Origin of the sequence: Streptomyces sp. KLMMK (genome assembly GCF_036961605.1) — a bacterium.
GTDB classification, from domain to species: Bacteria; Actinomycetota; Actinomycetes; order Streptomycetales; family Streptomycetaceae; genus Streptomyces; species Streptomyces telluris.
The window spans coordinates 37,610-56,008 of record NZ_JBAMDC010000019.1; the positions used below are offsets into that span (position 1 = coordinate 37,610).

Below are 18,399 nucleotides of genomic sequence, written 5' to 3' on the forward strand. Positions count from 1 at the left end.
CTCATGCCCGTAAACTCCCCAGGCATGCCCGCCGACCGCCGGATCCCCCTCCCGCCTGCACCTCTAAGCCATCCGGACCACACCCCGGACCGGACGGCGCTCCCCGCGGCACCCTCGCCGACCTCACGACACCGGCCCGCCGGTGCACGGCCCGAGCGTCGGGCACCGTTACATTTGCATCCACCTTGCGGCCGATGTCTAAGGCAGGCCCCCGGGCGCGCGCCGGTATTGCGTGCCTTCAACGGCCGCCCTGATACCAGATCAGGTGTGGAACGGCGTGCCTCGGCAGCACTCCAAGGAGAGGGCGGCGATGGACCACAGCGACCACCGGACGCAAGCCCTCTCTTTCGGTGCCGCAGCGGCTGCCTACCAACGCGGACGTCCGCCGTATCCGGCCGAGGCGATCGACTGGTTGATCCCCGCAACCGCACGCCGCGTCCTCGACCTCGGTGCCGGCACCGGCAAGCTGACCGGCCAGCTCTACGAGCGCGGGCTGGACATCATCGCGGTCGAGCCCGACGAGCGGATGCGCGCCGAACTCGCCCGCCGGCTCCCGGACGTCCCGGCGCTGCCCGGCTCCGCCGAGGCCATCCCCCTGCCCGATGACAGCGTGAACGCCGTCGTCGCCGCGCAGGTCTGGCACTGGGTGGACCCCGAACGCGCCTTGCCGGAAATCGCCCGGACGCTCACCCCGCACGGCACCTTGAGCCTGGTGTGGAACACCCACGACGATCGTGAGGACTGGGTCTCCGGCCTCGACCGGATCCTGCATCCGCGCCGCACTCCGCGAACCACCAGCGTAGGCATCGGCATCGAGGCCGTCCGACCGCCCTTCGCGCCCCTTCAGTACCACACTGTCGAATGGCGCCATCGCCTCAGCCGCACCGAGCTCATCGATCTGGTCACCTCCGGCAGCTCCGTCATCACCCTCCCGCCCGCTGATCGCACAGCCCTTCTCGCCGAGGTCCGCGCCTTCTGCGACACCCACCCCGCACTGGCCGATGCCGACGAGATCGCCATGCCCTACGTCACGCACTGCTACCGCACCCGCCTCCGCTCGCATTTCGGGAAGTGGCTGGGCATGCGCAGCAGTAGACCGGGGCAATGACAGGATCGGCCGGCCCTGCTGTGCACGGACGGACCGACCGGGCGTGGCGGACAGGCTCGTAGACCAGGAGCAGGGGGATGGACGCAGCGCCGGTGTTGCCGGTCTCGGCGACATTGCCGAGCTGGCGGTCGACGGGGATGCCGAGTTGCCGGGCGACAAAGGCAGTGATGCGGCTGTTGGCCTGGTGCGGGACCAGGCGGTCGACGTCCGCCAGTGTCCATCCGGCGGCCGTGGCGGCCTGGCGGGAGGCAGCGGACATGCGGTCGACCGCGTGCCGGAAGACGTCGGCTCCGTCCATGTGCAGGGCGCCGGGGCGAGAGGCCCGGATCAGATCGGCGCCGCTGCCGTCGCTGCCCAGCACCACCGGCCCGAGCGTCCCGGCCTCGCTGGTGCTTTCCGCGGCGCAGCACCACGGATCCGGCGCCATCGCCGAACAGCGGGACGGTCGTGCGGTCCTGAGGGTCGGGGAGAGTGGAGAGGCGGTCGGCACCGATGGCCAGGGCGGTCTGCGCGGTGCCGGCGGCGAGGAGCCCGGCTGCGGTGGCAAGGGCGTGGCGATGGCCTGGGCGGCGGCCCGTACGGCGAGGTCGGTTGTGGACAGGTCCGCCCCGGCGACGTGCCGCCGGGGCGATGCCTGTCCGCGAGTCGGATCCACTCGTCCGTGGTGTCCAGATCGCTGCCGGTGACCTCCTGCGGATCAACTGCGGCGACGACACCCCCACCGCCCGCATCACCCAGATGGAGGAGGACGACTCCTCTGCCCCCGTCCGCCGACGTGCCCGGCCGGCTCGCCGCTAGCCCGCCAACAGCCCGCTCGTCGGTCTTCGCGGCGGCGAGCTGGGCGCGCGGGCGCAGACTTGCCTGACGGCCCCGGTGGCCGGCCACCTGTCCGCGTGATCTACAGCAGGGCCTGGCCCGCACAGGCGGCGCAGGTGAACGTCGTCACCTGCGCCGTGCTGCTGTCCGGATTGCTGCACGCCTCCTTCCGGCCATCGCGCCGCGCCTCTACCGTGTCCGCGTCATCGGCGAGAGAAGGGATGCGCGCCATGGGCTGGGGTACCGGCAAGGGTGATTCGGGCGGCGACGGCCAGCATTCGGGCGGCAAAGACTTCAGCGACCACAAGGCCTCCGACGACACCAAGGACCCGAAGTCGGAGCCGAAGCACAAGAAGGACGACAAGTAATGCCCCAGGCGGTTTCGTTCCGTGAGCTGGCCGCCGTGCACGGCCTGCTCACCGCCATCGCGGCCGACAACGGCGCTCTTCCCGAGCCGTGGGCGTCGGCCGTCGCCTCGGTGCCCCGGCACCGCTTCCTCCCCCGCGTGATCTGGCAGCGCGACGGGAAAGGTGGCTACGCCCCGCTCAACGCCAACACCGAGCCCCAACCGTGGTTCGCTGCCGCCTACGCCAACGCCTCCATCGTCACGCAGGTCAACGACGGCCAGGCGGCGGACGCCGGCGTTGCCCCGTTCCCGTCCTCGTCCGCGTCGGCACCCTCGATCGTCGTGCTCATGCTCTCCATGCTCGACCCCAAGCCGGGCCAGCAGGTCCTTGAGATCGGTACCGGTACCGGTTGGAACGCCGGTCTGCTCGCTCACGTCCTTGGCGCGGAGAACGTCACCTCGGTCGAGTTCGACCCGGTACTCGCCGAGCAGGCCGCGGCCGTCCTTGGCGAGCTCGCGCCCGGAGTCACGGTGGTGTGCGGTGACGGGATGCTCGGTCACCTCGGCCGGGCCCCGTACGACCACATCATGGCCACGTGCTCGCTCGACGGCGTCTCGGCGGCGCTCCTAGCCCAGACCAAGCCGCAGGGCACGATCCTCACCCCGTGGTCGCGGCCGTGGTGCGACTACGGCCTCCTCCACCTCACCGTGGATGATCACGGGGCCGCCCAGGGCAGCTTCCACCCGTACGCATGTTTCATGCGCGCCCGGGGGCAGCGGGTCGGCCTGCGGCTCTTCCGCGATGTCGTCCACGACGACCACATGCCTGCCGAGTCGACGTCGAGCCTGTCGCCGTGGGCGGTCGCGGGCGACGACTACGACACTCAGTTCGCCCTCGGGCTGCTCCTGCCGGACCTGTGGCACATCCGGCACGACAACCCCGACGTAGACGGCGTCGAGTCACGCCTGTGGGTTGCTACAGCCGACGGTTCCTCCTGGGCCGCCATCGACGACGACGGCGAGCGGGATACGGAGTTCACGGTGTGGCAGCACGGCCCGCGCCGCCTGTGGGACGAGGTGACGGCCGCCTGGGCCTGGTTCGACCAGCATGGCCGTCCGTCGCCCGGACGGTTCGGCATGACCGTCACGGCGGACGGCACCCACCAGGCATGGCTCGACGCTCCGGAGAACGCCGTCGTGCCCACCGAGGCCCCGATCTGACGCAGCGGGCAGCATGACGGGGTGCGCGATGCCTCGCGCACCCCCGTCATGTCCGACCTCGGCGTCCCAGCGCCGCGCTCTCCTCGTAGCGTGGTTCCTACCCAACTCCCTACTCCGCGGCCGGGGTGGTAACCGTGAACCCGGGGCCCGGGGGGGCACGGGTTCGGTGCGGTGCTGTTCGAGGTCGGTGAGGCCGTCGAGGCTCGTCTTGAGCGTGTACCGGGTGTGGACTCTGTCGGGGCCCGTCTCCTCGGTCACAACTGCGCTGTGCACGCCCTTGATCCCGCTGTCCTCCCTGCCGGGGATGTCGAAGGGCTCGCCGTACGGTCGGAGGATCCAGTGGGTCTGGTACCAGGTGTCCAACTGCTCCGGGGCGGTCAGGAAGCGCTCGCCGCTCGGGCTTTGGGGGGATCGGCGATGAGACCCTCGGGCCGATCATTCCCCGTGGTCAGGGCGATGAGGCCCGAGGCGTCGCCGGCTCGGGGTGGTCCTCCACCAAGACCGGAAACCCGGTCACGATGCGGAGCATCTCCGGCTTGGGGCCCAGCCCCTGAGATGCCATCGCAGCTCAGGGGCTGGGGACGCCGGCGGAGACGACCGCATGGTGGGGATGGCTCTTCCACTGGTCGGCCTTGACCATGAGCGCGCCGAGAAGCCGGCCGGCTTCATCCGTGTCGCCCGCTTGCACGGCGTTGGCGTAGTTCTGGCTGAGGTTGTAGACCTCGCGCCATGCCTCGACGTTGTGCCCCTCCGGGCGCTGCTCATTTTCCTCGGCTTGGCGGGCGAGGATGAATCGGTACACCCGTTCACCCATCTGCAGATCCAGAGGCGCTCCTGCCAAGGCAATCAGGTCGGTGCGCTGGAGTTCGAGGTCGGTGACACCGTCGAGGTCCACCGTGACCGTGTACCGGGTATACGCCCCGTTGGGATCCGGCTCGTGGGTCAGGTCCATGTAGTTCGCGAAGCCCCAGCTGCCGCCTGTGTAGACGCCCTTGATCCCGCCGTCCACCGTTCCGACAGCTTCGAAGGGGCCGCGCTCCCAGCAGAAGGTCCAGTAGGTCCGGTACCAGGCATCCAGCTGCCCCGGGGTGGCCAGGAAGCGCTCGCCGCTCGGGTCCTCGGGGTCGGCGATGAGATCCTCGGGCCGGTCGTCCCCGGTGGTCAGGGCGATGAGGCCCGACGCGTCGGCCTCGTCAGCGGCCGGGTACGTCCGGCCGCGGTGGACCGCGCAGGTCTTGGGGCGGAAGTGGTCGACCTCGTCCAGACGCTCCACCAAGGCGTGCAGGGGCTGGATCCGATCCTTACGGTGCAGCTTCAGCTCGGTGACCTCGTCGCGCGGGAAGACGCCGTAGTGAGTGGTGGCCAGACGCTTGAGGTGTTCCTTGACGAAGTGTTCGTCGGAGCCGAGGTAGTTGCCCGAGTAGGTGGTGGTCGTGGCGCGGGTGCACTTGAAGAGCTCGCCGCGCCAGCGGAACGTCCAGTGCACGGCGTCCCAGGCGTCCAGGCGCTCCGGCGCAACTGGGTACCCCACGGACCCGTCGGCGGCCTCGCGCGGCGCGAGGCCTTCGGGTGCGGGGCGGTCAGGCCCGGGCAGCAGCTCGGCGCACGGCCACAGACCCTCGGCGCCCCGGGCCCGGTAGTGCTCGCCGCGGAAGACGGCGACCTCGCCCTTGACCGGGAAGCGAAAACCCGCAGGGGCAGTCATATCTTTCTCCACAGCCCTTCGTCCTTCACGTGCGGCGGCATGACGTCCGCACTTTTATCGTCAGGTAGACGATTATTGCATGTGGTCGGTCCAGAGCTCCGGAAATATCAAGCCGAGACCCAAGAAGCCCCCAGCGCCCGCGGACGGCGCCGCGCAGATCGTGGAGCGGGCAGCGAGGTGCACCACATGGCCCGCCGCACACAACTCAGTCCGATCCAGCCCACCGGGAGACGGCGACCGCCGAGCTCGCAGCCGTGCTGCCGAAGGGCCAGATGACACACGCGTGACCCGGGCGCCCGGCGGTCACGGCCGGCGTAGCTCGTGGGCTGCCCGTTCCAGGTCTGCGGCGAGTTCCGGGTCCTGCTGCCGCCACCCTTCGGTGCGGCGCCTCTGCTCGGCGCGCCAGGCATCGCGGGTGCGCTTCCTGGCCTGCGAGAGGCGTTCGGCGGGGACCTCAAACACGGCGTGATGCTCGGGCGTGCCATACGCGTCCGGCCCGTACGCGTCCGGCCCGTACACCGGCGGCCGCCACTGACCGTCGACTACCGTGCCTGGCTCGACCATGGCCCTGGTGCAGAACGGGGTCGGCAGCCACCAGCCCCAGCCCGGCCTGTCCGGGTCGGCCTTCCAGGTATCACGCTTGCCGCGCATCTTGCCTGCGGCGTCCCCTGTGGTTCTGCTCTTCGGCCGACGTCCGGAGTTGTTCGAGCACCAGGATCCGATGCTGCCTCCCTCAGAGCTTTTCGTGCACGAGGACCTCGGCGGGGTGCTGTGCTTCCGCAGCGAGAACCAGGGGTGCGCCGTCTGAGGCGTGCGTCTGTGTGACCTGGGAGAGGCTGACCCGCCTGTCGTCGTCCAGTCGCGTGAGGGCTGGCGGCCGTTCATGGACAGGGTCTCGCTGGCGTGTGTGGAGCTGGTTCTCTCCGAGGGCCTGTTCAGCGACGGTCCCCTCTACAACGCTTGCGAGTTGCCTGCCGGGGTCGTGGGCGAGGTACCGCGGCTCTTCCAGCGGGTCGCTCTCCCGGATTACCCGATGTGGACGGGTGATGGCGAGTCCCCGGTTCGCTGGTTCTCCGCTCCCGGGCTTCTTCTGCGGCAGGACGGGCTGACGGCCGAGGGCTGGCTGCACGTCCGAGGGATGACGCTGGCCCACCTCTCGGCAGCCTGCACCTCCGTCCCGGGACGGTGGGCCCAGTGGCAGGGGACAGAGCCGACCGCGGTCGACGAGCTTCCCTTCTAGGCCCTGCCTCCTTGACCGTTTACAGGCTGGGACGATTGCGGGTGGTCCGTGGTGGTGCCGTCAGGATTCCGCCCGAAGGCGGCCTCTAGAACGGCGGGGAGGTCTTCCTCGGGGACCGTGGTGCGCACCTCCGCCAGAACCTGAAGAAAGTCATCATCGTCGATGACGCCCATGTGCTCCTGACGGAGTTGGTAGATGATCGCGACGAGCTCCGGTCTCAGCCGCATCCAGGCACGGGAGGTACGGATCTCCTCAGCGACCTGGCGCATGAACCAGCGCATGACCTCGTACGGGACGTCAGCGTGCCCTGCGTGCGGGTTGAAGCACACCGTCGGCTCCCGTGCCGGATCCTCGTCAGGGACGATCGCGGTCACGAGAGTCCGCTGCCCGGCCACGAGATCCAGTTCCAGATACCAGGCGTCATCGGGCACGGAGTACATCGCGGTGATCGCGTAGTCGCCGTCGGGGTGTCGAAAGATCATTGCCGCATGCTGCCACGCTGGACTGAGGACGCGCCTCTCGAAATTGTGCGGCCCGACGCCCCTACGCCCGGGCCCAGATGAGGATGGCAGCGAAGTAGAGCGCTGCCCGGTAGGCGATGGCGAGCTTGTCCGTTCGCATAGCTAGCCAGACCCCGCCATTGCTTGAGCCGGCTGATGCATCGCTCGACCGCATTGCGCTGCTCGTATGCCTCGGCGTCGAAGGCGGGTGGCAGGCCACCCGAACGGCCTCGGCGTCGACGGTGACCGGCCTGGTCGGACGGCTCAGGAATGACAGCGCGGATCCCGCGTCGGCGGAGATGCTTCCGGATCGCGCGTGACGAATAAGCGCGGTCCGCCAGAACGGTGTCCGGTCGGGTTCTTAATCTTCCCGGCTCTCTTCGCGGAACACGGATACTGGCCATGACGGCCTGGAAGGCCGGTGCGTCACGCGCCGCCTAGCCCGCGGTGATGTGGAGAGCCAAGGGGCGTGCATGGCTGTCGCTCGCAAGGTGGACCTCCGTACTCAGGCCGCCGCGAGAACGACCAAGCCCATGGTCGTCGGGCTCGGTCCGATCTGGCGCCCCCTTTTTCCTGGGTATGGCACCGGCTTCTCTGCTGTCTCGCAACGAAGCGGCAGAGAAGCCGGCACGGTTCAGGCGTGGCAGATCACGTACATGCGCATCGGTGATCTGCAGGCTTGGCTGGTGGCGGTGCCGCGCGGCGGTCGTACGACATTCTCAAGAGTGCCCGTTTCCGTCGGGAGACCTATGTCGGGCCGTGGCTGCCGGGGCCGCTGCTGACGGGGCCGGACACGTCGCAGCCGGTACTCGTCGATGAGTCCGTCAGTTCGGCAATGCTGCTGATCATGGAAGAGCTGAGCCCGCCGAAGCGGGTGGCTTTCGTCCTGCACGATGTCTTCGGTCTTGAGTTCGACAAGATCGCCAAAGTGCCGGACATCTCCGTGCCGGGTGCCCGGCAGCTCGCCTCGCGGGCGCGACGGCGGGTGGCCAAGGCGAAGCAGTCCATGCCGCAGGCGTCGAAGGCGGAGCGCGCAGGCGTCCTCACGGTTTTCCGCGCCGCGTACGAGGCCGGGGACCTGGCCGGCCTGGTCAGGCTCCTGCACCCCGACGCCGTCTTCGTCACCGACGGCGGTGGCAAGGCCTTCGCGGCACGCAAGCTCATCCACGGCGACGAGCGCGTCGCCGAGGTCATGGTGCGTGTGGGGCACCAGTGGCATCCGGACCGCATCGACTTCGCTGAGGTCGGCGGCGAGTTCGCCCTGGTGTTCTATCGCGAAGGGCGGGTTCACTCCGTGGACACGGTCCAGATCACAGAGGGTCTGATCACTGCGTACCGCAGGGTCATCAATCCCGACAAACTCGTGTGCGTCTGACCTGTCACACCCGGGGGTCCACCTCGTCTCCCTGATGAGAAAGCAAACAAGCGACGAATCGAAGGAAGGATGACCGACCTCCAGCGCGTCAACATCACCAAGCAGCACCCGGCCGCCTACAAGGCCCTCACCGCCCTGTCGTCGGAGGTGCAGGAGGCCGCTGCCGCAGTGGGCCTCGACCCACTCCTGGTCGAGCTGCTGAAGATCCGCGCCTCCCAGATCAACGGCTGCGCGTTCTGCCTGCGCATGCACACCCGCGACGCCCTCAAGAAGGGCGAAACCCCGACCGGATCGCCGTACTGCCCGGATGGGAAGAGACCGGCTACTTCTCCGAGACCGACCGCGCCGCCCTCCGCCTGACCGAGGCGATCACACGCGTGTCGGACGGACACGTCAGCGACGAGGACTACAACGCCGCCGCGGCCGTACTCACCGAAGACCAGGTCTCGGCAGTCGCCTGGCTGGCAACCCTGATGAACGCATTCAACCGCGTCGTGATCACCAGCCGGTTCACCGTCGAGAGCTGACCTCGGTGGTGACACCGGCGGTGATACGGGCTGCCAAGCCTCCACCGTCTTGAAGGTCACAGTGGAATCAGCCGAGGCAACTTGTGCGAGCTGCCTCGGCGCACACAAGCGCAGAGGCGATGGCCAGGGAAGGAACGGGGAGGGGACGGTGAGCCGCATGGTGCGTTCGCGGCCAGTGCCGGTGTCCATGCCGCCAGGAGTTACGCGATCGTCCACACCGGGGCCGGCGCGGCGCGCCCTGGCAGCACGGGACGTCCGGTCTGGAACCGTGGCCGGGCCGGGTCGCGTCCCTTACTGGGGCCGTGGGAGGGACGCCCGTGAGCATCAACGCACCCCGCCCGTCCGGGCGGCCCGCCGTACGGCGGGCCGCGGCCCGCGAGCGACCCGCCGCGGTTGTACACGCCGCTGTGGCGACGGCTGCGTGAGGACGAATGGCCGCCGCTGGGTGAGGTGTTGCGCGGGAGACGGGAGCAGATATCTCCCAGGGTGGTGCTCGTGCTGTTCCTCCCGTTCCTGTGGTGGCTGACCGTGCCGCTGCTGGTCGGCTACCAGCTGGCCCGTACGGCCCGCCGTATGGCGCGCCGGGTCTATCCCGTACACCCGGAAGGGCACGTCGAGGATCCCGAGGTGCTCCGGGTGCAGCGGGTGCGGGCCTGGGTGGCCCTCGCCATGTCGGGGGTGCTGGTGGCCGTGTTCGGTGGCTGGCAGGACGTGGCGGAGGCACAGGAGCAGTTCCTGCTACGGCTGTTGTTCGCGCCCTGGTTGGCGCTGTTGAGTGCGGCGGTGGTGGTGGCCCTGCTCTTCTGGGTGGCCAGGCCGGGACGCGGCGGGCCATGCGGACGCGGCTGTGGCCGGTCGGCCGGTCGGCCCTGTGCTACTTCGGTGCCTGGACGCTGGTGCCGCTGCTGTTCACAGCGGCGGCCGAGGGGATGAGTCTGCTGCAGGGTGGCACCAACGTGCTGCTCTGGGCATCCGTGATGTTCGTGTGCTGGGCGCCGTTCTGGTGGGTGATCTTCTTCCTCTGCTTCGCCTCCGGTCCGGCGCTGCGCCACGCCTTCAATCTGTCCGCCCTGCACGCGGCGCTGCCCGCGCTGGTCACCTCCGTCCTGGTCTGGGTGTTCGCCTTCCTCGGCCTGTCGGCGGGCGGCCTCCCGCCGGGCCCGGTGCCGCTAGCGGTCTGTGCGTTCCTCGGTGGCCCGGTGTCGGTGACGGCGGTGGCCTGGTGGGAGATTCACCGGCTGCGGCGGCGACACGGGGTGCGGTGGCGAGGTTAGCGCCGCGGAGTTGACCGCGCCGTTTCGGTCGACACCTCCAGCAGGGCAGGCCCGAGACGTGCCAAACGTGCCTGAACAAACGGAATGAAGCCGGCCTGCACGGACAGCACGGACAGCACCGCAACCCTAGGTAACCCTCGCTGAGGGCGAAACGGCGCACCGGTTTGGCGCTCTGTCAGCGGTAGCGGCGTGCCGCGGCATCCGCGCTGACGCCCAGCGCCGCGCCGAATCCGGCCCACCCGTCACCGGCCGCGCGGTCGGCGGCGCCGTTCTGCTCCCGGCCCGGCTGGTCGCCTACTTCGTGCTCGCGCTCTGTCTGTTCGCCCGAGAGTCGTACGAGGAGGTCATGCGTGTGCTGACCAGCGACATTACGGACAGCGATGCCCTGGCCCAGGCCAACCGGGCCTCATTGTGCCCGGCCAGGGCACGGCTCGGCGAGGGCGTGTTGGAGACCTTAGTTCCAGCAAGTCGCTGGGGCGATCCAGATCCAGACCCGGATCCAGCCCCGGCCGCACACCGGGCACTCCGCCTGCTCGCCCAGCTTTGCCACGATCACCCGCTCGCGGGCCCCCGAAGCCTCCGCCACCGCTGCAACCTGCACCTCGAACAGCAGAACAGCGCCGTCTTCGGCCACGCTCTAAAGCAGCTGCATTGGGCTCACCCTGGCCCAGGACGTCCTCCTGAGCCGCGGCAAGCGAGGGCGATCAGGTGCCACGGGGCGCAGCGGTCCCGTGCGGGAGCGGTCACGGTGATCCGGCGCGGTTCGGAGGATGCACAGCTGGCCGGACAGGGCGATGGTGCCCGCCGGATCCACCTGGCGGACGGCACCGGCAGGGGTGGATCCGGCGGACACCGGGGCCTGGGGCGGGGGCGGACGCGGGAAGGCGCTGGCAAAGTCCCCCCGCGGGGGCTTGAGGCCGCGACCGACAGGCCAGAACGGAACGTTCCGGGCAAGCCCCGGCCGGGCGGAGCTGGCAGGGCGGGCGGACCCACAGCACGTGGTCTTTCTTGCGCACCGGCCCGCCTCTACCGTGGTCTGCCTCACGCGATGGGATGGGGAAGACGCATGGGCAAGCACGACAAGCAGGATGACGGTGGCAAGGGTGACATGTTGCCGGGTCAGCCGTGGGCACCGCCGAAGGAACCGCCGACGACGGACGGCGGCTCCCCCGACGGCGGCGCGAAGCGCGGGAAGTGACCACTACGAGCAGCTGGCGTCGTAGCCGTGGAGCGGACCCGGGAGCCGAGGCGGTGGGGCGCCGCGGCTGAGTCCGGCGATCCGCTGGTGACGCAGTGGGACGATGGCGAGCATCAGGGGCTGGGTCAGGGGCGGGTGGCCTCGTCGTCGGCGTCCGCACCGTCCGTCGTCGCCGCGATGCTCACCGACCTGGACGTGCACCCCGGGCAGCGTGTCCTGGAAGTCGGCACCGGCACGGGATGGAACGCCGGCCTTCTCGCCCGCCGGCTCGGCGCGAGGGCGGTGACCACAATCGAGGTGGACCAGGCCCTCGCCCGTGCCGCCCGGGCGGCCCTTGAGCGGCAGGGCCTGGGGGCCGTCACGGTGGTGTGCGGCGACGGCTTCCAAGGGCATGCGGCCAGAGCGCCGTATGACCGGGTGATCGCCACTTGCGGCGTACACACCGTCCCCGCCGCCTGGCTGGAGCAGTGCCGGCCGGGGGGCCGGATCGTGGTGCCGTGGGGTACCCGCTTCACCCGCACCGAGGCAACAGTCGCGCTCACAGTCGCCGACGACGGGCGCAGCGCGAGCGGCCCGTTCACCTCCCTGGTGCAGTTCATGAGCCTGCGCGCCCAGCGCCAGGATCTCCCTGCGTACGCGGACTACGTGACAGCCGAGTCCCAGGAGAAGGCCGAGCGGGGCACCACGGTACTCACCCTGGGCGCGACGCTCGCGAGTGAGTGGGACATCTCCCGGTTCGTCCTCGGCCTACTCGTCCCCGACTGCGTGGTCGTCTTCGACGCGCGGCAGGAGGGCCGGCAGCCGGTGTGGCTGTGCAGCCTCGGTGAGGACCGGTCCTGGGCGTGCGTCCTGTTCCGCGAAGACGGGAAACCGTCCACGGTGTACCAGTACGGCAGCCGCCGGCTGTGGGACGAGACCGAGGCCGCACACGCCTGGTGGCACGAGCAGGGCCGTCCCGGGCTCGGCCGCCTCGGCCTGACCGTCGATGGCCACGAACAGCGCATCTGGGTGGACGTCCCGGACCACGCAGCCGGGCTCCCGAGCCCGGCCTGACCGCACACCCGCGCCAGGAATGAACCGGCGGCCCGGGAGGACACGCGCAGGGCCCGTCAGGCAGCGCAGCATCATCACAACGCTCCGCGCAGCAGGTCCCCTCACCACGGCGAGGGGACCGTTCGGGTCGTCGGAGGGGGACGGCACCCTGTGCGCCGTCCCCTTCGGACTGTTGCGCACGCCCTATCGGCGAGCGCGTGTGGGTTTACCGTCCTTTGCGTCCGCGTCCGCGTCCGCGTCTGCGTCCGGGCGGCGCAGTCGGTCGAGGTTGCCGAGGAGGCGACCGAGCGTCGTGCCGAGCGCGGCGCGTTTTGCGGCCGAGAGGCCGTCCAGCAGTGATTCCTCAACCCCGGCCAGTGTGTGCCGCATGTCCTCCAGCATGCGCCGCCCTTCCTCGGTGACGTGGAGTTCGGCGGTCCGGCCGCGCCCGGCCGGCGTCGTCCGGGCGACGGCACCCGCGTGCTCGAGGCGGAGCACCGTGGCCTGCATACTCTGGGCCGTGACCCCGGCGCGGCGGCCCAGCTCGCTGTAGGACAGCCCGGGTTCGTGCGCCAGATGTCCCAGGGCGCCCATCAGCCGCAGCGAGTGGCCCTGCTCCTCCAGACGGCGGTTCACCTCGTCCTGGACCAGGCGCCCGGCGCCGACGAGCAGCAGCGCGAAGGGCAACGACGGGGGCGTGGCAGGCCGCCCGGAACGTTCGGGGGACGCGTCTGCGGGGTCGTCTGCCGCCAAGGCCGTTCCACCTGCTCCTGCTTCTCGTGTGTCCGGAGTTCTTGTGTGTCCGGTGCCGGTGGGGCCCGTCGTCCCCCTGGCACAGAGGGATGCTAACCTCCGACGAGTTTAAGTCGGACTGAAACTTGAGGGGTCCCTGTCCCATGACAAAGCTCCTGCTCAGCCTCCACGTCCTGGCCGCCGTGCTGCTGATAGGCCCGGCCACCGTCGCCGCCAGCCTCTTTCCCCGCTACGCCCGGGAGGCCCTTGCCCCAGCCGAGGACCAGGCCGGCCCGCGCCCGGTCCCGTCCGCCGTCCGGCTGCTCCACCGTGTCACCCGCGTCTACGCTGTCCTCGGCGTCAGCGTCCCGGTCTTCGGTATGGCCACCGCCAAGCAGATGGGCGTGCTCGGCGACACCTGGCTCGTGACATCGATGGCTCTGACCGCCGTGGCCGCCGTGCTGCTGGGCATCGCCGTGTTCACCCAGGACGCCGTCATGACCGCGCTGGAGGAGCCGTGGAGTGACGAAGCCGCACGCTCGGCCGTCGCGCGGCTGCCTCGGCTGTCGATGGTCACCGGGTTGTTCGCTCTCTCCTGGGCAGTGGTCACCGTGCTGATGATCGTCCGCCCGGGATCCACCACCGGTGCTTGACAGCCCCTGAGCCACCGGCCGGCACCACCTCAGGGAGGCATCAGGACCAGGGATGCGTCAGGATCCGGGATGCGTCAGCCATGGCTGCCGGCCACTGTGATCGGACCTGCGAACGGATCCTCGGCTTCGCGCAGTGGCCTCGACTGGTTCGCTCTCACGCAGTGATGTCAGTGGGTTGTGAGGCCCTCGGCCTTAGCCACTGAATTTGGCGCAGCGGGCGGGCCACAGCGCATGAGTGATGTTTGCGGCTTATCGTTTGAGATGAGTTACTTTGTTGCGGTGAGAGGAAGCCCTCAGGAGGAAGCGATGCCTTCCGGCGTTTACGCTCGCCGACCTCCACCTTCCGCAACTGGGCAAAACGTTACGTCACTGCTGGTTAACCGGAGTACGCGCGTAATGCCCGTCACCCAGCCGGGGGACGCCTCGGAGCGGGCGGCCGAACTCCTCGCCACAGGGGCGATGGCGGCGCGCCAAACGGGCCACCCTCCTAAGCGGGTGCTCCAGGGACAGGGAGGGCAGGGCGCCACGGAGGGGGGCGTCGTTCCTTCAACCGGTGGCCGCCCCCTGGATTCCGTAGTGCGGGCCGATATGGAGCAGGCCTTCCGGCATGATTTCAGCAGAGTGCGGGTACACAGCGGGGACGAGGCTTCCTCGATGGCACGGTCGTTGACTGCGCGCGCTTACTGCTACGGACACGACATCGTCTTTGGCCATGGTGAGTCCGTTCTGGGACCTGCCGGCCGTCGGCTGCTCGCCCATGAACTAGCCCATGTCGTCCAGTACGACGTGTCCGGCCGCGCCGTAATCGCCCGCCAAACCGGTCCACCGCCCCCCTTGCCCCCGGCTGCTTCTGCCCCCGTGTAGGTCAGCTGGCCGCAACTTCTCGGGCCTTTTCTGGAGCAGTGGCAGAGCACGGGACTTCTGGACCCACCGTACCGGCCATCGGAGGCTGAGGCCTACCCTGCGCTACCCGCGCCGGGTTCCGAACAGGGCGCCGGCCCCGACACTCCGTTGGCCCCGGGCGAGGCACCTCCGGTACGAGTGAAACCGCCGGCTCAGGCCCCGGCAGCACGGTGCGGTTACACCCATCTGTGGGCCCATCCTGACCGTCACGTTGCCCGGCTGGTTACCACTCGCTGGGGCGGCGTCCCGCCGATCTTCACTTTCCCGGAGTAGCCCGTGGTCGAGCAGTACTCGGCGGATCGCCGGGTGGTCGTCGAGAGGGACCCTGCCTCAGCGCCCGGGACCCTGGCCTCAGCGGTGATCGCGTCTGCTCGCGCGCTAGACAGACTAGAGCTTGCGGACCCCTCGGGCTGGCGGGTGGGTGCCCCGCCGGCCACTCCCATCACCCTGGACCAAGATGTCGTCACCGCCCTCCTCTCCGAGGTCTACGCGGCGCGAAACAATGGCATCCCCGAAATCGCCGCACTCTCATCAGGCGGACTGTTCCTGACCCTGGGTGATGAGCAGACCCCCGCACGCAACCTGCACTCCCTGACATTCACCCTGCCCGCCCAGGCTCAGGACCCGGACACGGCAGTCACTGTGCTGGAAGAGGTCTACGACGCCTTCGGCGCGTTCCACGGCCAAGTGGAGGACGATCGGCTGCTCATGCTGTACCAGTCCCAGCGCGCCGCCCAGCGGGCCTGGGACGCCACGCCCGAGGAGTACCGGCCCTACCTGCCCGGCCCCCTGCCACTGGCGGACACTCCCGTACCGGCGTTGCTTGTGCCACAGGAGTACGACCGGCGGCTGGTGCCCAGCGGGGTCTGGTGGATCAACCGGTGGGACCCCGAGCAAGTGGCCACAGTCGGCCGGGACCGGTCCCTCCGGGCTGGATGGGCCTCAGCGCACGGAACGGCCAGCGGCCCGCTGACCCTCCTGGCCACCCGGGAGCCCCTGGACGTACTCAACACCAGCCACGCCGAACACCTGCGGGCCCTGATCGAGGCGCTCGGCCTGAGGGAACTACAGCATCGCTTCCGATACTCAAACGGACGGCGGCGGGCGTGACGGGCGGTGGAACGGACCCCGGCCTCGGTGATACCGAGGATCTCCGCCGTCTCGCGCGTGCTGTATCCCAGGCAGGTGCGCAGGATGACCACATCCTGCCGGCGCTCGGGAAGGCCCCGGATCGCCCGGTAGATCTCCATACTCAGCCCTGGCGGCCCGATGGGATCCGATGCGGCGTGAACCGCCCCGCCGTGGTCTCGAAGACCGTCGTGTCGATCGGTAGAGCGTGCCGACCACGGGCCCGGGCCCAGGTCAAGGGCACAGGTTACGCACAGTCTTCAGGGCGTAGGCGGCGGAGTACTGCTTCTGCTGGACCTCAGGCCAGATGAGATGGAGCTGCTCGAAGGCGGGTGTCCCGGACGTGGTGGTGGGCCTCGATGGTCCAATGGCCGCGTATCGGCGCGGTGATCTGGGCGCAGCGTGTTCGGCCGTCAAGCTCGTGACGGCGTAGACGGTGGTGATGGTGGTCTTGCCGGTCTTGCGGTCGGTTCGGCGGCGTTTGATCTGGATGACCTGGCGAGCGCCGTGGAACAGCACTTTCTTGACGGTGGCAACCTTGATGCGGCGGATCTCGGATCGTCCGTGGCTGGTCTGCTTGGTGCCAGGGCAAAGAACTCACCTGTCGGCACAGGTGCTTCTGGTTGCCCTTGACGATCATGGTGTAGTGGGCCTTGCGGCCCAGCAGATCGGCGGCGCAGCTCGCGCTGGGTGTGCATCGCATCGGCGGTGATCGCCTTACCGGCCAGGTCTACGACGGTGTCCAGCAGGGGCTCGAAGCACGTGATCTCGTTGGTCTTCTCACTGACGTCCATCTGGGCCAGGACCAGGCCTGTGGTGTGCTCCACGGCGGCGAGCAGGCGGGTCTTGCGGCCGGTTGCCTTGGCCGCGCCGCTCAGGCTCTTGCCGTCCACCGACACTCTGCGCAGGCCGGTGGGGGCGGCCGCCTCCGGGCGGCGGTCAGCCAGCCGGCGGCCGACTGCTCGATCCAGTGTCGTCGTGCGTCGCCGTCGTCGCGGGCCGGCAGTCGGCGCACCCTCGGTTCCGCGGGCACCAGCCGCCCAGGCAGCAGCGGATCACGACGGATACCGAGGTGTTCGAGCACGCAGGTCGGGGCGTCGAGAACGCCATGATCTTCGAGCCCGTGCGCGGGCAGGCCCCAGCTCCGGTGACGCCCGGCGCACACCTGCGCGAGCTGCCTGGTCTCCCTCGACGAACAGCGCTGTGGGCAGGTCGGACAACGCCCGGATCCGCACCTAACCGCGTGCCGGAGGGTGCTCGACTGGACGGCGTCCCCAGGCCGAGATCAGCGGCGCGAGTGTCAGGTCGAGTTCGCCTGCGTGGATGGCGGCCAGGTGCGCGTCGATCTCGGCGTCGTCGGCCAGGCCGGCCGCGAGCAGCTCGCCGCGCACGTGCCGGATGGTCGCCGCCTCCAGCCGGTCGCAAGCCAGGCCGCCGACCGGGAAGGAGCCCGCCGCGGCGACATCCACCAAGCCGACCTCACGCAATGCCCGCGGCAGTGTCCGGCCGTAGCGCAAGTCCGCGCCGCGGCCCGTCAGCAGCTCCCGGACCGCGTCGCGCAGCCGGTTGGCCCGCCGCTGCGCAGGGCCGCTGTCGTCCAGGCATGCCAGTGGCTGCAGAGCGGTATCGGCGTCCTCGACCAGCAGCCAGCCGCCGGGCCGTAGCGCTGCCGCCATCGTGGCCAACGCGCGAGCCCGGTCGGGTACATGGACCAGCACGAGCCGGGCGTGCACCAGATCGAACGTCCCCGGCTCCGGGGGCGGGTCAGCGGCGACGTCGTGCCGGCGCACCTCGTACCCGTCGCCTGCCTTCAGCCACGACGGGTCGATGTCCGTGGCCAGTACGTGCCCGGTCGGACCGACGGCCGCCGCGAGCGCCTCCGGGATGCCGGGGCCACCGGCCCCCACTTCCCAGCAGCGCGAGCCGGCCCCGACCCCCAGTCGATCGAAGTGCCCGCGCGTCACGCCGTCGAACAACTCGGCCAGCCAAACGAATCGCTCGCCCGCCTCGGCGCGCGCGTTGTCCAGCAGGTACCCGCGGGCGGGAGCGGGCTCTCCACCGAGCGCGGTAGTCCCGCCCATCGGATCCGGTCGGCCACCGACGTGCGGCGGGCGGGGCAAGGAGGTCATGACTCCATGGTCAGCCTTCCCAGGCCACCAACGCCACGACAACGGGAGAGGGATGTCTCACACAGCCGGCGAACCCCGCACGTCCCACAGCACGGTTGTGCACCGTGATACGCCGCAAGGGGATACATGCACTCGGCCCACAGCCGGCGCACCACGCATGGGGCAGCGCGCTGACCGGACTGTCGGCTACGTCCGGTTCGACCTCGCACCGGACGCCTTCGATCACGACGTAAAGCCGGGGCCGGCGGATCCAGCAGATGCACGTCCCCGTTCATGACGGGTGGTACCTCTTCTCCGGTTCGGGACCGGGGCTGAGACCACACACCGACACTGTCTTACTCCCAGGGCTTCCCGCCCGACAGACCATCTTGAACCGGACACCATCCGACTACGCCGAAGCCCAGGCCCTGCCGCGGGGCTGTCCCACGGGCGGAAATGTGAGCCGTCGACCGGCGACGGCCGCGCGCCGCGCGCCGCGCGTACCCTCGCACGAAACCCAGCACAGACCTCGA

At 69.9% G+C, this 18,399-nt stretch carries 25 protein-coding genes and 4 pseudogenes; 17 read left to right on the forward strand and 12 right to left on the reverse strand.

Annotated features, from left to right (window positions below):
* Nucleotides 1–310 precede the first annotated feature (310 nt).
* Nucleotides 311–1,108 (forward strand): class I SAM-dependent methyltransferase, encoded by a 798-nt coding sequence (locus V7793_RS06140; RefSeq protein WP_335581876.1) that lies wholly within the window; start codon nucleotides 311–313, stop codon nucleotides 1,106–1,108.
* On the opposite strand, the gene V7793_RS06145 is transcribed toward V7793_RS06140, so the two are convergent.
* Both V7793_RS06145 and V7793_RS06150 read right to left on the reverse strand, forming a co-directional pair.
* Nucleotides 1,029–1,535, reverse strand: coding sequence for a 3-oxoacyl-[acyl-carrier-protein] synthase III C-terminal domain-containing protein (locus tag V7793_RS06145; RefSeq protein ID WP_335581877.1), 507 nt, complete (start codon nucleotides 1,533–1,535; stop codon nucleotides 1,029–1,031). The two genes, V7793_RS06140 and V7793_RS06145, sit on opposite strands and share 80 nt — an antisense overlap.
* A 19-nt stretch (nucleotides 1,536–1,554) precedes the next feature.
* Nucleotides 1,555–1,809: pseudogene (locus tag V7793_RS06150) on the reverse strand (hypothetical protein); the annotation flags it as partial.
* Between V7793_RS06150 and V7793_RS06155 the strand changes: the two are divergent.
* From V7793_RS06155 to V7793_RS06165, 3 genes are all read left to right on the forward strand, one after another.
* Nucleotides 1,739–1,906 (forward strand): hypothetical protein, encoded by a 168-nt coding sequence (locus V7793_RS06155; RefSeq protein WP_335581878.1) that lies wholly within the window; start codon nucleotides 1,739–1,741, stop codon nucleotides 1,904–1,906. The pseudogene V7793_RS06150 and the gene V7793_RS06155 sit on opposite strands and share 71 nt — an antisense overlap.
* A gap of 95 nt (nucleotides 1,907–2,001) precedes the next feature.
* Complete coding sequence (locus V7793_RS06160; RefSeq protein WP_335581879.1) at nucleotides 2,002–2,292, forward strand: hypothetical protein; 291 nt, start codon at nucleotides 2,002–2,004, stop codon at nucleotides 2,290–2,292.
* Nucleotides 2,292–3,491 carry a methyltransferase domain-containing protein gene (locus tag V7793_RS06165; protein ID WP_335581880.1) on the forward strand — a complete coding sequence of 400 codons (1,200 nt, stop codon included), beginning with the start codon at nucleotides 2,292–2,294 and terminating at the stop codon, nucleotides 3,489–3,491. Before V7793_RS06160 ends, V7793_RS06165 begins: the two co-directional genes overlap by 1 nt.
* A 568-nt stretch (nucleotides 3,492–4,059) precedes the next feature.
* Here the strand turns inward: V7793_RS06165 and V7793_RS06170 are convergent.
* Entirely contained in the window at nucleotides 4,060–5,196 is a 1,137-nt protein-coding gene (locus tag V7793_RS06170) for a DUF3616 domain-containing protein (protein ID WP_335581881.1), read from the reverse strand.
* A 303-nt stretch (nucleotides 5,197–5,499) separates the two neighbouring features.
* Nucleotides 5,500–5,658, reverse strand: a complete 159-nt coding sequence (locus V7793_RS06175; RefSeq protein ID WP_335581882.1) for a hypothetical protein — start codon at nucleotides 5,656–5,658, stop codon at nucleotides 5,500–5,502.
* A gap of 100 nt (nucleotides 5,659–5,758) precedes the next feature.
* On the opposite strand from V7793_RS06175, the gene V7793_RS06180 reads away from it, so the two are divergent.
* Both V7793_RS06180 and V7793_RS06185 read left to right on the forward strand, forming a co-directional pair.
* Nucleotides 5,759–6,004 (forward strand): hypothetical protein, encoded by a 246-nt coding sequence (locus tag V7793_RS06180; RefSeq protein WP_335581883.1) that lies wholly within the window; start codon nucleotides 5,759–5,761, stop codon nucleotides 6,002–6,004.
* A gap of 99 nt (nucleotides 6,005–6,103) precedes the next feature.
* On the forward strand, nucleotides 6,104–6,436 hold the full coding sequence (locus tag V7793_RS06185; protein ID WP_335581884.1) for a hypothetical protein: 333 nt from the start codon (nucleotides 6,104–6,106) through the stop codon (nucleotides 6,434–6,436).
* Here V7793_RS06185 and V7793_RS06190 read toward each other — a convergent pair.
* Together V7793_RS06190 and V7793_RS06195 are read right to left on the reverse strand one after the other, a co-directional pair.
* Nucleotides 6,433–6,918: a hypothetical protein gene (locus V7793_RS06190; RefSeq protein ID WP_335581885.1), complete on the reverse strand. Its 486-nt coding sequence runs from the start codon at nucleotides 6,916–6,918 to the stop codon at nucleotides 6,433–6,435. The two genes, V7793_RS06185 and V7793_RS06190, sit on opposite strands and share 4 nt — an antisense overlap.
* Nucleotides 6,919–6,979: 61 nt before the next feature.
* A pseudogene (locus V7793_RS06195) lies at nucleotides 6,980–7,526 on the reverse strand (IS5 family transposase); the annotation flags it as partial.
* Between the two features lie 89 nt (nucleotides 7,527–7,615).
* Between V7793_RS06195 and V7793_RS06200 the strand changes: the two are divergent.
* The 6 genes and pseudogenes from V7793_RS06200 to V7793_RS38125 form a co-directional block, all read left to right on the forward strand.
* Nucleotides 7,616–8,311, forward strand: a complete 696-nt coding sequence (locus V7793_RS06200) for a sigma factor-like helix-turn-helix DNA-binding protein (RefSeq protein ID WP_335581886.1) — start codon at nucleotides 7,616–7,618, stop codon at nucleotides 8,309–8,311.
* Between the two features lie 69 nt (nucleotides 8,312–8,380).
* Nucleotides 8,381–8,671, forward strand: a complete 291-nt coding sequence (locus V7793_RS06205) for a carboxymuconolactone decarboxylase family protein (protein ID WP_335581887.1) — start codon at nucleotides 8,381–8,383, stop codon at nucleotides 8,669–8,671.
* 17 nt (nucleotides 8,672–8,688) lie between these two features.
* Nucleotides 8,689–8,838, forward strand: a complete 150-nt coding sequence (locus V7793_RS06210) for a hypothetical protein (RefSeq protein ID WP_335581888.1) — start codon at nucleotides 8,689–8,691, stop codon at nucleotides 8,836–8,838.
* Between the two features lie 495 nt (nucleotides 8,839–9,333).
* Nucleotides 9,334–9,771, forward strand: coding sequence for a hypothetical protein (locus V7793_RS06215; protein WP_335581889.1), 438 nt, complete (start codon nucleotides 9,334–9,336; stop codon nucleotides 9,769–9,771).
* Complete coding sequence (locus V7793_RS06220) at nucleotides 9,768–10,112, forward strand: hypothetical protein (RefSeq protein ID WP_335581890.1); 345 nt, start codon at nucleotides 9,768–9,770, stop codon at nucleotides 10,110–10,112. The genes V7793_RS06215 and V7793_RS06220 overlap by 4 nt, the downstream gene beginning before the upstream one ends.
* A 301-nt stretch (nucleotides 10,113–10,413) precedes the next feature.
* Nucleotides 10,414–10,509, forward strand: a pseudogene (locus tag V7793_RS38125) (hypothetical protein); the annotation flags it as partial.
* A gap of 57 nt (nucleotides 10,510–10,566) precedes the next feature.
* Here V7793_RS38125 and V7793_RS06230 read toward each other — a convergent pair.
* Nucleotides 10,567–10,746 (reverse strand): hypothetical protein, encoded by a 180-nt coding sequence (locus V7793_RS06230; protein WP_335581891.1) that lies wholly within the window; start codon nucleotides 10,744–10,746, stop codon nucleotides 10,567–10,569.
* Nucleotides 10,747–11,178: 432 nt separating this feature from the next.
* On the opposite strand from V7793_RS06230, the gene V7793_RS06235 reads away from it, so the two are divergent.
* Together V7793_RS06235 and V7793_RS06240 are read left to right on the forward strand one after the other, a co-directional pair.
* The gene (locus V7793_RS06235) at nucleotides 11,179–11,310 is read left to right on the forward strand and encodes a hypothetical protein (protein ID WP_335581892.1); all 132 of its coding nucleotides are present in this window, start codon (nucleotides 11,179–11,181) and stop codon (nucleotides 11,308–11,310) included.
* A gap of 27 nt (nucleotides 11,311–11,337) precedes the next feature.
* On the forward strand, nucleotides 11,338–12,363 hold the full coding sequence (locus V7793_RS06240) for a methyltransferase domain-containing protein (protein ID WP_335581893.1): 1,026 nt from the start codon (nucleotides 11,338–11,340) through the stop codon (nucleotides 12,361–12,363).
* 183 nt (nucleotides 12,364–12,546) lie between these two features.
* Here the strand turns inward: V7793_RS06240 and V7793_RS06245 are convergent, their stop codons facing one another.
* On the reverse strand, nucleotides 12,547–13,095 hold the full coding sequence (locus V7793_RS06245; protein ID WP_335581894.1) for a MarR family winged helix-turn-helix transcriptional regulator: 549 nt from the start codon (nucleotides 13,093–13,095) through the stop codon (nucleotides 12,547–12,549).
* A gap of 143 nt (nucleotides 13,096–13,238) precedes the next feature.
* On the opposite strand from V7793_RS06245, the gene V7793_RS06250 reads away from it, so the two are divergent.
* From V7793_RS06250 to V7793_RS06255, 3 genes are all read left to right on the forward strand, one after another.
* A complete protein-coding gene (locus V7793_RS06250) occupies nucleotides 13,239–13,727 on the forward strand; it encodes a hypothetical protein (protein ID WP_335581895.1) in 489 nt (162 codons plus the stop codon).
* 459 nt (nucleotides 13,728–14,186) lie between these two features.
* Nucleotides 14,187–14,591, forward strand: coding sequence for an eCIS core domain-containing protein (locus V7793_RS38130; protein WP_443057849.1), 405 nt, complete (start codon nucleotides 14,187–14,189; stop codon nucleotides 14,589–14,591).
* Nucleotides 14,592–14,906: 315 nt separating this feature from the next.
* Nucleotides 14,907–15,740, forward strand: a complete 834-nt coding sequence (locus V7793_RS06255) for a hypothetical protein (RefSeq protein ID WP_335581899.1) — start codon at nucleotides 14,907–14,909, stop codon at nucleotides 15,738–15,740.
* 44 nt (nucleotides 15,741–15,784) lie between these two features.
* Here the strand turns inward: V7793_RS06255 and V7793_RS06260 are convergent.
* From V7793_RS06260 to V7793_RS06275, 4 genes and pseudogenes are all read right to left on the reverse strand, one after another.
* Nucleotides 15,785–15,880: pseudogene (locus V7793_RS06260) on the reverse strand (sigma factor-like helix-turn-helix DNA-binding protein); the annotation flags it as partial.
* Between the two features lie 112 nt (nucleotides 15,881–15,992).
* Complete coding sequence (locus tag V7793_RS06265) at nucleotides 15,993–16,277, reverse strand: hypothetical protein (protein ID WP_335581900.1); 285 nt, start codon at nucleotides 16,275–16,277, stop codon at nucleotides 15,993–15,995.
* The gene (locus tag V7793_RS06270; protein WP_335581896.1) at nucleotides 16,172–16,657 is read right to left on the reverse strand and encodes a transposase; all 486 of its coding nucleotides are present in this window, start codon (nucleotides 16,655–16,657) and stop codon (nucleotides 16,172–16,174) included. The genes V7793_RS06265 and V7793_RS06270 overlap by 106 nt, the downstream gene beginning before the upstream one ends.
* A gap of 336 nt (nucleotides 16,658–16,993) precedes the next feature.
* Nucleotides 16,994–17,839, reverse strand: coding sequence for a methyltransferase domain-containing protein (locus tag V7793_RS06275; protein WP_335581898.1), 846 nt, complete (start codon nucleotides 17,837–17,839; stop codon nucleotides 16,994–16,996).
* Nucleotides 17,840–18,399: the final 560 nt, after the last annotated feature.